We start from the raw sequence: 14486 nt of genomic DNA, 5'->3' as shown, positions 1-14486 counted from the left end.
CCTGTGACGCGCGGATCACTGCGCGGGGGGACGCACCGCGTAGGCCTCCGAGGAGACGTAGGCGGTGATGCGGGGTCGGCGGTCGCGCTCGTGGGCGAGGGCCAGGTAGGCGATCAGGCCGGTGCCGTCGGAGAGCTGCCGCGTACTGAGGGCGGCCAGAGCGCGCCGCAGTATCGAGGGGTCCATGCCGAAGTGGGTCAGCACGGCGGTGGCGCGGGCCAGCGCTTCCTCGTCGTCCCTGACGTAGTCGCGGACCGGGACGTGCAGGGTGAACCCGCTCGGCCGGCCGGACGCGGTGTCGGTGAAGGAGTGGCAGGTCAGCGCGGGCCGCCGGTCCAGTCGTGACGCGGGCCCGGCGCCTGCCGCGGTGGGCGGGCGCCCTTCCGCGGCGAGGTGGAAGAAGGCTTCCACGTCCTCGCGTGCCGGGCCGGGCTGCGAGCGGTTCAGCGCGTACGCCTCGGAAGCCGCGAGGCGCGGATGCGCGGTGTAGACCTTGACCCGGGGTGTCTCCCAGGTGCCGAGGTCCAGGGCGATGAAGGGATACCCGGTCGTGTCGGGCAGGTTCTCGAACGCCTGCCGGTGACCGAGTCGGTGAAGCGCCTCCCGCACGGTGGCCGTGGCCCGTTCGGGTCCGGCGGCGGAGGGGTTGAGGTAGACCTTGACGCCGGGTACGCCGCCGGGACGTAACTCCAGCGCGTACCAGAGCGCCAGGTGTCCTTGCGGGTTCGAGGGCAGGAACAGGTCCTCGAGACGGTCGAGCTGGGCGGTGGAGAAGTCCCAGCGGCGGGCCATCTCCCGGATGGCGGTGAGTCCTTGGCGGCCGTTCTCGGCCAAGTCGCCCGCGGTGCAGCCGGGTTCGACCAGCACACGCAGGCCGGGGGCCGCGCCCGGGCGGAAGGCCAGGGAGAACTCGACCGGCGTGTGATCGTCGGAGATGAAACTGGGTGTCGCCGGCGGCTGGGACAGCGAGCGGCCGGACGCGTCCCCGAGGGACTCCAGGACCACGTGCGCGTACAGCGCCGACTCGGCGGCCGGGGAGCCCACCACCGAGCCCAGGCGCAGCAGTTGGCCGACGACGTGATCGGCGAGAGTGGGGGTGTACTCGTAGGTGACCGGTGCGTCGGTGACCGGCGCGGTGCTCGCCGTACTCACCGGACCTCCCGGACTGGGGCAAAAAGATACCCGCCGGTGAAGGCGGGTATCCGGCCGGCGGGCCATTCTGCTTGGACGCCTATGAGGCCTATGAGGAAGTCCTTGTCCTGAACGAACGTGGGGAACGACCGGGTGACGGTGACGGGGCGCTGGGCACGAGTGGCAGCGGCGCTGAACTCCACAGCCCCTCCTTCATCATGTGACGACTCAGATACCCTGCGCAGTCATACCCCGGCGCTTTAACGTTCATGCAGTTGCCAGGGGCAGTTGCCTGTTACCTGTGTCACGATCCGGAAGCAGGGATTACGCCCTGACCCACTTCAGGAAGGAACTCCACAGCCCTCCGCGTTCCTTGGTCGCGTCCGTGTCGGCAGCGGTTTCCTGTGCCGTCTGGGACGGCTGGGGCTGCACCGCACGGCGCGGGGTGGTCGGGGTGAAGCGGGCCGGCAACTGCGCCAGGGCGCGGTTGAACGGGCCGGGCCGCCAGGTCAGGCTCTCCTCCGGGACGGCGAGTTCGACGTCGGGCAGCTCGTTGAAGAGGTGCTCGATCGCCGCCAGCGTGATGAGACGGGCCGGCTCCTTGGAGGGGCAGGCGTGCGGCCCGGCGCTCCAGGCGAGGTGGGCCCGGTTGCTGGACTGCCCTGCCGAGGCGCGCGCCGAGGCGGCGTTGGCGGCCTGGAAGCCGACCAGCACCAGATCGCCTGCGCTGAGCTTGCTGCCGGCGAACTCCATGTCCCTGGCCGGGTAGTGGGGCGCGTAGTTGGAGATCGGCGGGTTGTGCCACAGCGTGTCGTCGAGCGCCTCTTCCAGCAGCCCGTTCTGTGCGTACCGGTCGTTGGTCAGCAGCAGGTGCACAGTGTTGGCGATGAGGTTGCGCAGCGGTTCCGCGCCGGCGCCGATCAGCAGCACCAGCTGGTGGATCATCTCCGCGTCGTCCAGCTTGGCCGGGTGCTGCATCAGCCACGAGGTGACGTCGTCGCCGGGCCGCGCCCGCTTCAGCGCGACCAGTTCGCCCACGGCCTGGATCAGGACCTCGTTGGCCCGCTCGGCGTTGATGCCGTCGAAGATGCCGGAGACGCCGAACATGACCCGGTCGCCGATCTCCGCCGGGCAGCCGAACAGTTCGTTGAAGACGAACAGCGGGAGCTGCTTGGCGTAGTCGTTCAGCAGGTCGGCGGAGCCGCGGGTGCTGAACTGGGCGAGGAGGTAGTGGGCGATCCGGTCGACGTTCACGCTCAGCCGGTGGCTGTCGACCCGGGCGAAGCTCTCGGTGACGGCCTGACGCAGCCGCAGGTGCTCGGCGCCGTCGGTGAACATGCAGGTGGGCCGCGGGCCGAGCAGCGGAAGGACCGGGCTGTCGGGGCTGATCCGGCCCTCGTTGAGGTCGCGCCAGCGGCGGGGGTCCTTGCGGAAGTCCCCCGGGTTCTGCAGCAGGTCGAGCGCCGCCGCGTAGTCCGTGACGAGGGTCGCCTCCACGCCCGGCGCCAGCTCGACGGGGGCCGTCGGGCCGTGGTGGCGCATGTAGTCGAAGTAGGCCTGGGGGTCGGCGGCGAACTCCGCCGTGTACATGGGTATCCGTTGCCCGCTGCCGTGCGCCGGGCAGCCGGGCGGCGGTGCGGGGAAGTCTTCGCTGGTCATGCGTGCTCCAGAGCGGCGCGTTCCTGTAGGTAGCGAACGAGAGTGATCAGCGCCTGCGCCGATGAGTTCTCGTCACGTGCGTCCATTACGACGACGGGGGTGTCCGGCAGCAGGTCGAGCGCTTCCCGCAGGGCCGCTTCGGTGCGTTCGGGCGTGTGGTCGAAACGGTTGACGGCGATGGCGTAGGACAGGCCGTACTGCTCGATCAGGTCGATCACGGCGAAGGAGTCCGCCAGCCGTTCGGGGTCCACCAGGACCAGGGCGCCCAGGGCGCCGCGCGCCATGTCCTCCCAGATCTGGATGAACCGCTGCTGGCCGGGCGTGCCGAACAGGTAGAGCACCACGTGGTCGCTGATCGTCAGGCGCCCGAAGTCCATGGCGACCGTGGTGGTGGTCTTGCTCCGCACGCCCTTGAGGTCGTCGACCGCCTCCGCGACCCGCGTCATGTTCTCCTCGGTGGAGAGCGGGGGGATCTCGGAGATGGTGCCGATGAACGTGGTCTTGCCGACGGCGAAGTGCCCGACGACCAGGATCTTCACCGCCGTCTGTGCTTCGCCGCCCCGGACGTAGGCGTCCTCATCCAAAACGCGCTTGGAGTCCATCCAGCACCTCCTGGAGAAGTTGTTGGTCGACGAGACGTGCCCGGGGCACGGGCGCTCGGGTGATCAGGTATCCCCCCTCTGCCAGCGAGCTGAGGAGGATCTTGAGCACACCCAGGGGGAGCTGGGTGTGCCCGGCGAGCTCGGCGACCGAGAGGTAGCCGCCGGAGCACATGTCCAGGACGTGCTGCTCCTCGGGGGAGAGCCGCGTGGGACGCTGCCGCTCGTCACTGACGGTCGTCACCAGGGTGATCAGCGAGAACTTGTCCTCGGCGGGCAGCTCGCGGCCGCGGGTGATGACGTAGGGCCGTACTAACTCTGCGGCTTCTGACTCTTCGGGGGTGTTGTCAGTCATGAGCGGTGGCCGATGTCCTCACGGGGTGATGTGGCCAGTTCCTTGCCCAACTGGCCGACCAGTTGCTGCATTCGGAAGGTGATGTCCGCCATGTCGATGTCGGGGGCCGCCGAGACCGCGAGGTAGGCGCCCTCGCCTGCGGAGATCAGGAAGACCCAGCCGCCGTCGAACTCGACCAGCGTCTGGCGCCACTGCATGTTCTCGCCGTCGCAGAAGAAGCCCAGGGACCGGCTGAGGGACTGCACACCGCTCATCGCGGCGGCCACCGTGTCCGCCGAGTCCCGCCCGAGGTCCTTGGTACGGGCCATCAGCAGACCGTCGGCCGAGACCAGGACCGCGTGCAGCGCCCCGGGGATCTCCAGGGCACTGTCCAGCATCCATGACAGGTCGTTCTTCACGAGGTGGTCTCCGGTCCCTTGCGTCCGTCAGCGTGGCTCCCGCGCATCGCGTCCAGGGGCGCGGCGCGGCCGGTCTGGGTCCCCCGTTGGAAGGCGCTCATGATCGACGCCGTCTCCTCGGTGGAGCGACCCGGTGAGCGCGAGGTGCCCGGAGTGCTCGGGACGACGGCCATCGGCCGCTGCTTGCGCCGGCGCTTGGGCAGCCCGTCCGCGGTCGTCCCCGGCACCTCGGCGCCGGTTTCGTCCGCCTGGCCGTCGGCGTGGAGAGCGGCGTTCGGCACCTTGGGCTCCGGCATGCTGGTCAACAGCTCCTCCGGAACGAGTACGACCGCGCGGACACCTCCGTAGGGGGAGGTGGAGTCGACGGACACGGTGAAGCCGTAGCGCTCGCAGAGCGCGCCGATCACCGCGAAACCGAACTGCGGAGGGTTGCCCAGGTCGGAGACGCTCGCCGCGCGTTCCCCGGACAGCAGCTCCGCCGCCCTGGCCTTCTCCTCCTCGTTCATGCCGACACCCGCGTCGTCGACCACGACGCAGATGCCCTTGGGCACGGACCGGACGTTGATCTCGACCACGGTCTCGGGCGCCGAGTAGCTGGTGGCGTTGTCGAGCAGCTCCGCGACCGCGAGGGCGATCGGCTCGACCGCACGGCTGGTGACGGCGAAGTCCACCTGCGAGAGGATCTCGACCCGCTGGTAGTGGCGGATCCTGCCCTGCGCGCTGCGGATCACGTCGTAGACCGAGGCGGGGTCACGCTGCCGGCCGAGCCAGCCCTGGCACAGCACGGCGATGGACTGCGCCCGCCGCCCGAACTGCGAGTTCATGTGGTCGATCTCCAGCAGATCCCGGAGAATCGGTGAATCTCCGTATTTGGACTGCAACTTGGAGATGACGAGCTGCTGTTCGGCCGCAAGGCCCTGAAGTGTCCGCATCGCGGACTTCAGCACGGTTTTGGTCTCTTCGCCGGCTCGTTCCTCGGTCTGCCGGACGATCGCGTCGTATCCGCCCTCAAGATCGACGTAAGAGGACTTGAGCTCGTCGTTCCGCTTGCGTAACTTTCGTATCGCCTTCTGCTGGCGAACAATGATCGTGGCCGCAGCAGGGGCACCGACAACGAGCCCCCAGATCGCCGGATCCATCACGTATTGCGTCATATGACTCTCTTCGAGCGACAGAAGCCCCGTTGCTGAAAACCCGCCCGGTCATCCCGGACGGCGGCGGTACACACGGGTTCGCCGACAGGGGCTCACCCTTGCCGCCGAGACGTTTCGCCCCGGAGCTTGTGGCCCGCCTGGCAAGTGCTCGGAGCATATCACCGGAGTTGACTGACGCTCCGTCAAATACCTGGTCAATGCCGTCAGTTGGCGGAGATTCGAGTGCCCTGAGATGAAGATTCCGTGTACTCGCCTGTCGCGGGTGGCCAACAGCGGCCGACAACAGTGAACGTGCCGGCCCGAAACGGCGTCTTCGCTCACATGGTCCCTGCCGAACTCACGCGTACCAGACCCGCGCCCCCGGCGTCCGACGCCGAGCAGTCACTCCCGCGCACCCTGTGGCACCGCCACAGGGTGCCGCTGTCGGCCACGCTGCCCGCGCTCCCCCTGTACGCGATCTGGTGGGCGTTCCTCGCCACCGGCGGCGGCGACCTCGCGGCGCAGTACGCCTGGGCCGGCTTCGCGGCCCGGCACGGTGATTCCGCTTACAACCTTTTCTGGTACGGCGGCACCCATACCGCCAACTACAGCCTGATATCCCCGTATCTGATGGCCGCCCTCGGCGTGCGGGCCCTCACCGTCGTCTCCGGGCTCGCCGCCACCTGGCTCGCGGCCGTGCTCATCGAACGCTCGGGCCTGCGAAGACCCCTCGGTCCGGCCCTGCTCGCGGCGTTCGCCCTGTGGTGCAACGTGGCCTCCGGCCGCACCACCTTCGCGCTCGGCGTCGCCTTCGGGCTCGCCGCCTGCCTGATGCTCACCCGCGACCGGCGGATCGTCCTCGCCGCCGCCTACGCCGCCCTGGCGACCATGGCCAGCCCGGTGGCCGGCCTGTTCCTCGTCGTCGTCGGCGCCGCCTTCCTCGTCACCCGCGACTGGCCGCGCGCCCTCGCCCTGCTCCTGCCGCCCGCCCTCACCGTCGGCGTCACCACGCTGCTGTTCCCCTTCAAGGGCGAGCAGCTGATGTTCGCCGGGCGAATATGGCCGCCGTTCATCTTCGGCCTGGCGGTCACCTTCCTCGCCCCGCGCTCCTGGCGCGTCGCCCGCGTCAGCGGAGCCGTCTACGCGGCGGGCACCGTCCTGACGTACCTCATCGCCTCCCCCATAGGCACCAACGTCGAGCGCTTCGCCGAGCTGTTCGCGCCCGCCGCGCTGCTCGCCGTCCTGCTCGCCCAGCCGCAGCTCGCGAAGGCACGCCGGAACCTGCTGATCACCGCCCTGGTCCTGTCCGTCGCCTGGGTGGGCAAGAAGACCGCCGACGACCTGTACGTCTCCACCACCGTGCCGGCCTGGGCCGCCGAGACCAGCGGCGTGGTCCGCGCCCTGGACCACCTCGGCGCCGACCGCACCCGCGTCGAGGTCGTCCCGGCCCGCAACCACCGCGAGGCCAGCGGCCTCGCCCCGCACGTGAACATGGCCCGCGGCTGGAACCGCCAGCTCGACATGGAACGGGCCAGGCTGTTCTACGACGGGTCCTTCTCGGCGGCCACCTACCGGGCCTGGCTGGACCGCTGGGCCGTCGGGTTCGTGGTGCTGCCGCTGGGCAAGCCCGACGGGTACGCCGAGGACGAGGCACGGCTGGTGCGCGAGGACCGGCCCGCCTGGCTGGAGCCGGTGTGGCAGGACGCCCACTGGAAGGTGTTCCGGGTACGTGACGCGCGACCGCTGGTGAGCGAGCCGGCGACCGTGGTGTCGACGTCCAGCGTCGACGTCGTCGTCCGCATGTCCCGGCCGGGCAGCGCCACCGTACGCATCGCCTACTCGCAGTGGCTGCGCGCCGACGGCGGCGGGTGCCTGGCACCGCGGGGCGAGTTCACCCGGCTCACCGTGTCCGCACCCGGCGAGTACCGGATCAGCTCGGAGTACGGTCCCTCACCGGAGCCCGGGAGTCGCTGCTGACCTGCCCGGACCGCGCCGTCACCGTCCTGGCGCGCGGGCCCTGGAAGAGGTACGTCGCCGCGAAGCCGGCGCCCACCACGGCCGCGCCGCCGACCGCGTCCAGCACCCAGTGGTTGCCGGTGACGACGATCGCGGAGACCGTGAACAGCGGATGCAGCAGTCCGAGGGCCTTCATCCACCACCTCGGGGCGAGGATCAGGATGACCAGACCGCACCACAGGGACCAGCCGAAGTGCAGCGACGGCATCGCCGCGTACTGGTTGGTGAGCTCGGTCAGGGTGCCGTAGTCGGGCCGGGTGAAGTCCTGCGGGCCGTGGACCGTGTCGATGAAGCCGAGGCCCGGCATCAGGCGGGGCGGCGCGAGCGGGTAGAGCCAGAAGCCGACCAGGGCGAAGACGGTGGCGAAGCCGATCGCGGTACGGGCCCAGCGGTAGTCGACGGGGCGGCGCCAGTACAGGACGGCGAGGATCGCGAGCGGGACACCGAAGTGGAACGACTCGTAGTAGAAGTCGAAGAAGCCGCGCAGCCAGTCGACCTTCACGACCGCGTGGTTGGCCCAGTGCTCGATGTCGATGTTCAGGGCCCGTTCGATGGAGTGGATCTCCTCGCCGTGCTCCTCGGCGGTGACCCGGCCGGCCGAGTTGGAGCCGCCGGCCGCGGCGAGCCGGATCCGGGCGTAGACGTCGTAGGTGACCCGGATGAGCAGCAGCTCGAAGAGCAGGTTGGGGCGGCTGATCACCCGGCGCAGGAACGGCACCAACGGGATGTGCCGGAAGCGGGAGGGGACCTTGTCCGCGTACCGGGTCGGGATCGGTGTCTGCCAGTACGGCGAGGTACGCGACAGGAACGGCACGACCGCCGCCGTGGCGAGGGCGGCGAGCAGGACCAGGTCGGCGCGCAGCGGATGCAGGATCACCTTGTCCGGCACCATCATCCGCGCCGGCAGGGTCATCACCAGCACGATCGCGACCGGCCAGACGTACCGGTCGGAGGCGCGCCTGCCGACCTGGCCGACGACCGCCAGCAGCACCCACAGCAGCTGGTGCTGCCAGGCCGTCGGCGACACCACGATCGCCGCGCAGCCGGTGACGGCGACGGCGAGCAGGAGCTGCCCGTCGTGCGCGTAGCGCACGGCCCGGCGCAGCGCGAGGACGGCGACGCCGGCGCCGAGCAGCAGGAAGAGGGCGATCTCCAGGGGCCCGGTCAGCCCGAGCCTCAGCAGGGCGCCGTGCAGGGACTGGTTGCCGAGGTCGTCGGCGCGCCCGCCGAGGCCGACGCCGGCCATGTGGTGCACCCAGTAGGTGTACGAGTCGCTCGGCATCGCCACCCAGGCGAGCGCCGTGCACGCCGCGAACGTGGCGCCCGTGGAGAGCGCGGCCCGGCGGCGGCCGGTGAACCACAGCAGCGGGGTGAACAGCAGCAGGGTGGGCTGGAGGGCGGCGGCGACGCCGATGAGCACGCCGCTGGTCCGCTCGCCGCGCACGGCGAAGCAGCCGAGCAGGACGAGCAGGACCGGCATGATGCTGGTCTGGCCGAGGTAGAGGGTGTTGCGGACCGGCAGCGACAGCATCAGCAGGCTGATCGCGACGGGCGCGGCGAGCAGCGAGGTGCGCCGGCTGACGGGCTGCGGCAGGGCGCGGGCGGCGACCAGGCCGAGGACGACCACCAGCAGCAGGGTGCCGAAGGTCCAGCCCCAGCCGAGGGCCTGCTCGGCGGCGCGGGTGAGCGGTTTCAGGACGAGTCCGCCGAACGGGGTACCGGTGAACTCCGTCGAGTCGTACAGCGAACCCTTCACATGCAGGACGCCGTCCGGCCCGACCCAGGTCTCCAGATCCGTCAGCCGCTCCCCGCGCGGCGTACCGAGGACGACGGCGACCTCCCGCAGGGCGAGGATCGCCACGACCAGCCACAGGCCGAGCCGGGCCACACGTACGCGTGCCTGGACCGCGCCGACGGCCGTCGCTCCCAGGGCCTCCGTCGGTCGCCCACCATGATCCGCATTCGCCACGCCTCGTCGGCCTCCCGCCCCGATTCGTCCCACGCGTCCCATGCGACAAGTTCCTTACGCACCCCGTGGGGCTCGCACCACCCCCGGGAGAGACGCAGGCAACCCCCGGTTCACCTGACGTCCGCTCTCCTTTTGTCCGGATGACGATAGTCGGAGTGGGAATCGGACGCCTCCGGTGGACGCGGCGTGGCTCACATCCGTCGGCCCCGGACACGGAACCGGATCATCCGCCGTAGCGTCTGATGCCCTGGCGTCGGCGGGGTGGCGGGGCCGGCGGGGACGAAGGGGCTGGACGCGATGGCGGACCTACTGCGGCGAGGGGCGCGCGGCCGGGCCCTCACGCTCGTCCTGGCGCTGCTCGCCCTCCAGCTCGGCCAGCTCGTGGCGCCCGCGTGGGCGTGCGGCTGCGGGGCCATGGTGCCCGGCGACGAACGGCGGGTCGCCGTCGGCCGGGAGGAGTCCGTGGTCCGCTGGGACGGGGCGCGCGAACAGATCGTGATGCGCCTGACCGTGGGCGGGGACGCCGAGCGGGTCGCGTGGATCATGCCGGTGCCGCAGCGGGCCACGGTCCGCCTCGGCGACCCCGCGCTCTTCGACGAGGTGCACGACGTCACCGCCCCCGTGCACCGCACCCGGTACCACTTCTGGCCACAGGACGGTGACTGGCCCCTGGTGGCCGGCGACGGCGCCGCGGGCGCCCCGCCACCCCCCTCCGCCGGCGCCGGACCTCCGGTGGGCGTGGTCGGCCGGCAGCGGCTCGGCCCGTTCGAGGTGGCCCGGCTGACGGCCACCGACCCGGCCGCGCTGGACGGCTGGCTGGACGACAACGGCTTCGCCCTGCCGCCGCGCCTGGCGGGGGCGCTGCGGCCGTACGTCGACCGGCGCTGGGAGTACGTGGCCGTGAAGCTGACCGCGAGCACCGGCGCGGCCCTCAACGGCGCCCTGGACCCCCTGCACCTGACCTTCCGCACCGACGAGCCGGTCTACCCGATGCGGCTGTCGCGGCTGGCCGCCACCCCGCAGTCGCTGGGCCTGTACGTGCTCGCCGGGCACCGGATGGAGCCGGCGTCCCGGATCGGCGGTGAACGCCCCCGTGTCACCTACGCCGGCCGGGTGACGGCACGCACCGGCCCGCTGGCGGAACTGGCGGCGGGCACGCCGTTCCTGACGGCGATCGGCCAGGAGTTCCCGGTCCCCGAGCGCATCTCCGGCGACCACGTGCTGCGCCGGGCGACGGCCGACGCCCCCTTCCAGCAGGTGATCTACGAGGACCGGCTGCGCACGGTGGCGGGCATCCCGCTGTGGCTGCTGACGGTGGCCCTCGGGCTCACCGCGGCCGTGGCGACAGGGGCGGTGCTCGCCCTACGGCGCACCCGGCCCCGCCTTCCCGACGCGGGCCCGCCGCCTGCGCCGAGCGGCTGAATCCAGCATCCTGGAATTCCGGGGCCGGTGGCGGGGGACGGATAGTTGGCAGTGCTTGTGAGCCCTTCCGACCAGCCATACGAAAGGCAAGGCGATGAGCGAGTCGCAGCTCTGGGACGACGTCGACGAGTACTTCTCCGCCCACCTCTCACCCGACGACGACACCCTCCGGGCGGCCCTGCGCGACAGTGAGGGGGCCGGTCTGCCGGCCATCAGCGTCACCGCGACGCAGGGCAAGCTGCTGCAGCTCCTCGCCGAGATCCAGGGCGCCCGCAACATCCTGGAGATCGGCACCCTCGGCGGCTACAGCACCATCTGGATGGCCCGCGCCCTGCCCGCCGACGGCCGCCTGATCTCCCTGGAGTACAGCGCCAAGTACGCCGAGGTCGCCTCCCGCAACATCGCGCGGGCCGGCCTGGACAAGGTCGTCGAGGTCCGGGTCGGCCCGGCCCTGGAGTCGCTGCCGAAGCTGGCGGACGAGAACCCGGCCCCCTTCGACCTGGTCTTCATCGACGCCGACAAGGCCAACAACCCCCACTACATCGACTGGGCGCTGCGGCTGACCAGCACGGGCAGCCTGATCGTCGTCGACAACGTGGTGCGCGGCGGCCGGGTCGTCGAGACGGACAGCGACGCGCCGGACGTGCGGGGCACCCGCGCCGCCATCGAACTGATCGGCAGTCACCCGAGGTTGAGCGGCACGGCGATCCAGACGGTGGGCGGCAAGGGCTACGACGGCTTCGCGCTGGCGCGGGTGCTGGCGTAGCCCCGCCGGGGCTCAGGCCTCGTGGTAGAAGCCGACGTTGACGCTGCGGGGGGCGGTGCGGTCGTGGATGACGATCTCGCCGCTGCCGCCCCTCGGCAGCGGCACGGTCCCGCCGTACGCGATCGGCTGGGCGTACTCCCCCACGGTCAGCCGCACCTCGGAGGACGGGTCTGGCTGCGAGCCGCGCAGCCAGCTCACCTGCCACCCACCGTCCGGTCCGCACAGGAACTCCAGATGGACCCGCGACACGAACAGCCAGTCGTCCGGCGTCGAGAGCCGGCACACCTGCTTGTCACGGCCCACCCGGAGCACGGCGCCCGGCTCGCTGGGCGCGTCGGCCATGAGCATGCCGGCCGTGGCACCCTCGTCCGCCGCGGACACGGCGGCCATGGTGAGTTCGAGCACGAGCGCCCCTCCTGAAACGTCCTTTGCGGAGGCCGTTTTGGCCGCCGACGCCGCATGATAAATCGCCCGGCACTGCCGCGTCCGGCACAATGAACTCATGACCGAGCGAAAGCCCCCCGGTGTCCCGTTCGAGTCCTGGGTCGACAAGCAGATCCACGACGCGCAGGCGCGTGGCGACTTCGATCAGCTGCCCGGCAAGGGCGAACCGCTGCCGACCGACCTGGAAGCCCCGTACGACGAACTGTGGTGGGTCAAGCGCAAGATGGCCCGCGAGGGCCTGTCGGTCCTGCCCCCCGCTCTGGCCCTGCGCAAGGAGGCGGAGGACGCGCTGACGGCGGCGTACGCGGCGCCGTCGGAGCGGGCGGTCCGGAAGATCATCACGAACGTCAACGCCAAGATCCGCGACATGCTGCTGAAGCCGCCGCCCGGCCCTCCCCTGGGCCGCAGACCGTACGACGTGGAAGAGGTCGTACGGCAGTGGCGGGAGCGCCGGGCGACGGCCGGGTCAGGTGTGCCGGATGGGCCGGACGGTTCGCGTGCGTCAGATGTGTAGCAGCCGTTCCGCCAGCTCGCGGTAGTCACGCAGGGCGAGCCGGAGCTGCTCGGTGTCGGCGTTCTCATCGGTGTCCTGCCAGGACCGGCGCAGGGTGCGACGCCGCTCGCTGATGGTCTCGGTGAACCGGCCCACGAGGGCCTCGACCACCTGGTCCGCCTCCTCGACGGCGGCCCGGGGACCGTCGACGAATCCGGAGACGGCGTGCTGGAGCTTGAGCTCGAACTTGTCGGACTCGTCGTTCGGGACGAGCGGTACGCCCGGGCGCCGGCTCTCCGTGGCGACCGCGCCCGGCTTCGCAGCGCGCGCGGGTGTGCCGCCGGTGTGCGCGACCACGGGCGTGCTCTCGGCCGGTTCGTGTTCGGTTCCCCTGCCGGTCGTGGCGTCGGTCATGTCACTCAACTCCCCTTCGCCTGACGTCCCGTGAACGACCACGGCATGTGGCCGCCGGTGTTCTTCCGGGTCTCGTGGGACTCACGGTGCCGCTCGACGGGGACCGCCACCAGTTCTTCGAACAGCGCCCGGGCCTCGACCATGGCCTCGCGCATCTCCTCCGTACCCGGCCCGGCTTCCGGACCACCGCCGGTCCGGGCGTGGGCGACGCGGTGCACCCGGCGGTAGCCGTGCACCCGGTGCGCGTGGTGCACGGACAGCGCGGAGAGCTGCTCCTCGTACTGAGCGCCCTCCGGGTAGCCCCGCGCCTGCGCGAGATCCGCGAGCAGCCGGTCCGCCTCGTCCACCGCCTCCCTCGGCGAGTCGACGAAGCGCTCCTGGGCCGCAGTCCAGCGAGCCTCGAACCGCTCGGCCTCGGTCGCCTCCAGCGTCCGCTCCCGCAGCCCGCCGTGCCGCTCCACCCGATGGGCGAGTTCACGTTCGGCGGCCTTGGCGTCCCCGTCGTGCCGGGCCACGGTCCGCTCGTACTCGGGCCCGAAGCGCCGCTTCAGGCTCCTACCGCCCTGTGCGCCGCGTGTGCGCAGGGCCATGGCGGTCACGCCGAACACGACGACCGCCGCGATCACGATCAGAATGATCACACCTGTTGACATGCGAGGCGAGTTGCCCGTAAAGGGCGCCTCAAACTGCTGCCGTCTGCGTGTCGATTCGGCGGCTCCCCGATCGACGTCATGGTGAGAGCACCTGAACTCGCGGGAAAGGAATCACTGCCATGTCACTGGTCCGGGTCCACAACTTCACCATCTCCCTCGACGGCTTCGGCACCGGCGAGGGCCTGAGCCTCGACGCTCCCTTCGGCCACGCCGGCGAACGGCTGCACGAGTGGATGTTCGCCACACGCTGGTGGCACGAGCAGGCGGGCGACCGCGGCGGCAACGGCGGCGTCGACGACGCCTTCGCGCGGCAGTTCATGCCCGGTATCGGCGCCGAGATCATGGGTTCCGGAAAGTTCGGCTACCCCGGCTGGCACGAGAACGCCGACTGGAAGGGCTGGTGGGGCCCCAACCCGCCGTTCCACACGCCGACGTTCATCGCCACCCGTCACACGCGCCCGTCGATCGAGATGGAGGGCGGCACGACGTTCCACTTCCTGGACGCCTCCCCCACCGAGGTCCTCGCGGCGGCCCGCAAGGCGGCGGGCGACCAGGACATCCGCATCGGCGGTGGTGTGACGCTCCTGCGCGACTTCCTCTCCGAGCGGCTCATCGACCACATGCACGTCGCGGTGGCCCCCCTCCTCCTGGGCCGAGGCCAACGCCTGTGGGACGGCCTGGAGGGCATCGAACAGGACTACCGGATCGAGTCGGTCTCGTCCCCGAGCGGGGTGACCCACCTGACGTTCACCCGCGCGACCGAGTGAGGCCGACAGTCATCCGCGGGCCGGCGGTGGCCGATCGCGCAGTTCCCCGCGCCCCCAAAGAAGGGCGTTGCACCCGGCCCGCCCCCAGACGTGACCGGCGCCCTGACCACCGTTCGCGCAGTTCCCCGCGCCCCTGGGGGGGGTGCAGGCGCCGACGGTGGCGAGGGGGCGTGCCGGGGGGTGTCCGCCCGCAGCGGCGGGCGTCAACGCAGGGAACCCACTTGAAAGACAGCAACCGCCCGACCGAGGACGGACACCCCCCGATAC

At 71.1% G+C, this 14486-nt stretch carries 15 protein-coding genes; 5 read left to right on the top strand and 10 right to left on the bottom strand.

Annotated features, from left to right (window positions below):
- Positions 1 to 15 precede the first annotated feature (15 nt).
- The 6 genes from ACGFW6_RS43660 to ACGFW6_RS43635 all read right to left on the bottom strand — a co-directional run bounded on the left by ACGFW6_RS43660 (position 16) and on the right by ACGFW6_RS43635 (position 5296).
- A complete protein-coding gene (locus ACGFW6_RS43660) occupies positions 16 to 1152 on the bottom strand; it encodes a tryptophan dimethylallyltransferase family protein (RefSeq protein WP_393522933.1) in 1137 nt (378 codons plus the stop codon).
- Between the two features lie 303 nt (positions 1153 to 1455).
- The gene (locus ACGFW6_RS43655; RefSeq protein WP_393522931.1) at positions 1456 to 2790 is read right to left on the bottom strand and encodes a cytochrome P450; all 1335 of its coding nucleotides are present in this window, start codon (positions 2788 to 2790) and stop codon (positions 1456 to 1458) included.
- Positions 2787 to 3392: an ATP/GTP-binding protein gene (locus tag ACGFW6_RS43650; protein WP_393522929.1), complete on the bottom strand. Its 606-nt coding sequence runs from the start codon at positions 3390 to 3392 to the stop codon at positions 2787 to 2789. Before ACGFW6_RS43650 ends, ACGFW6_RS43655 begins: the two co-directional genes overlap by 4 nt.
- Positions 3367 to 3744 carry a DUF742 domain-containing protein gene (locus ACGFW6_RS43645; protein WP_030949424.1) on the bottom strand — a complete coding sequence of 126 codons (378 nt, stop codon included), beginning with the start codon at positions 3742 to 3744 and terminating at the stop codon, positions 3367 to 3369. The genes ACGFW6_RS43650 and ACGFW6_RS43645 overlap by 26 nt, the downstream gene beginning before the upstream one ends.
- Complete coding sequence (locus ACGFW6_RS43640; protein WP_393522926.1) at positions 3741 to 4142, bottom strand: roadblock/LC7 domain-containing protein; 402 nt, start codon at positions 4140 to 4142, stop codon at positions 3741 to 3743. The genes ACGFW6_RS43645 and ACGFW6_RS43640 overlap by 4 nt, the downstream gene beginning before the upstream one ends.
- Positions 4139 to 5296, bottom strand: a complete 1158-nt coding sequence (locus ACGFW6_RS43635) for an ATP-binding protein (RefSeq protein ID WP_393522923.1) — start codon at positions 5294 to 5296, stop codon at positions 4139 to 4141. Before ACGFW6_RS43635 ends, ACGFW6_RS43640 begins: the two co-directional genes overlap by 4 nt.
- A gap of 321 nt (positions 5297 to 5617) precedes the next feature.
- On the opposite strand from ACGFW6_RS43635, the gene ACGFW6_RS43630 reads away from it, so the two are divergent.
- Complete coding sequence (locus ACGFW6_RS43630) at positions 5618 to 7252, top strand: hypothetical protein (protein ID WP_393522920.1); 1635 nt, start codon at positions 5618 to 5620, stop codon at positions 7250 to 7252.
- Here ACGFW6_RS43630 and ACGFW6_RS43625 read toward each other — a convergent pair.
- Complete coding sequence (locus ACGFW6_RS43625) at positions 7206 to 9260, bottom strand: bifunctional glycosyltransferase 87/phosphatase PAP2 family protein (protein ID WP_393522918.1); 2055 nt, start codon at positions 9258 to 9260, stop codon at positions 7206 to 7208. The two genes, ACGFW6_RS43630 and ACGFW6_RS43625, sit on opposite strands and share 47 nt — an antisense overlap.
- A gap of 297 nt (positions 9261 to 9557) precedes the next feature.
- Between ACGFW6_RS43625 and ACGFW6_RS43620 the strand changes: the two genes are divergently transcribed.
- Together ACGFW6_RS43620 and ACGFW6_RS43615 are read left to right on the top strand one after the other, a co-directional pair.
- Positions 9558 to 10682, top strand: coding sequence for a DUF2330 domain-containing protein (locus ACGFW6_RS43620; RefSeq protein WP_393522915.1), 1125 nt, complete (start codon positions 9558 to 9560; stop codon positions 10680 to 10682).
- Between the two features lie 94 nt (positions 10683 to 10776).
- Complete coding sequence (locus ACGFW6_RS43615; RefSeq protein ID WP_393522912.1) at positions 10777 to 11448, top strand: O-methyltransferase; 672 nt, start codon at positions 10777 to 10779, stop codon at positions 11446 to 11448.
- A 12-nt stretch (positions 11449 to 11460) separates the two neighbouring features.
- Here ACGFW6_RS43615 and ACGFW6_RS43610 read toward each other — a convergent pair whose 3' ends face one another.
- Positions 11461 to 11853, bottom strand: a complete 393-nt coding sequence (locus ACGFW6_RS43610; RefSeq protein ID WP_393522909.1) for a hypothetical protein — start codon at positions 11851 to 11853, stop codon at positions 11461 to 11463.
- Between the two features lie 97 nt (positions 11854 to 11950).
- On the opposite strand from ACGFW6_RS43610, the gene ACGFW6_RS43605 reads away from it, so the two are divergent.
- Positions 11951 to 12406, top strand: a complete 456-nt coding sequence (locus ACGFW6_RS43605) for a DUF1992 domain-containing protein (RefSeq protein WP_393522906.1) — start codon at positions 11951 to 11953, stop codon at positions 12404 to 12406.
- Here the strand turns inward: ACGFW6_RS43605 and ACGFW6_RS43600 are convergent.
- A complete protein-coding gene (locus ACGFW6_RS43600) occupies positions 12395 to 12799 on the bottom strand; it encodes a hypothetical protein (RefSeq protein WP_393522903.1) in 405 nt (134 codons plus the stop codon). The genes ACGFW6_RS43605 and ACGFW6_RS43600 overlap by 12 nt on opposite strands.
- A gap of 5 nt (positions 12800 to 12804) precedes the next feature.
- A complete protein-coding gene (locus ACGFW6_RS43595) occupies positions 12805 to 13452 on the bottom strand; it encodes a hypothetical protein (protein WP_393522900.1) in 648 nt (215 codons plus the stop codon).
- A gap of 119 nt (positions 13453 to 13571) precedes the next feature.
- Here ACGFW6_RS43595 and ACGFW6_RS43590 point away from each other — a divergent pair, with 119 nt between their 5' ends.
- A complete protein-coding gene (locus ACGFW6_RS43590) occupies positions 13572 to 14219 on the top strand; it encodes a dihydrofolate reductase family protein (protein ID WP_393522898.1) in 648 nt (215 codons plus the stop codon).
- Positions 14220 to 14486 lie beyond the last annotated feature (267 nt).

Source organism: Streptomyces sp. Y7, from assembly GCF_043195415.1.
In the GTDB taxonomy this organism is placed as follows: domain Bacteria; phylum Actinomycetota; class Actinomycetes; order Streptomycetales; family Streptomycetaceae; genus Streptomyces.
This window is presented reverse-complemented; position numbering and strand designations above follow the sequence as displayed.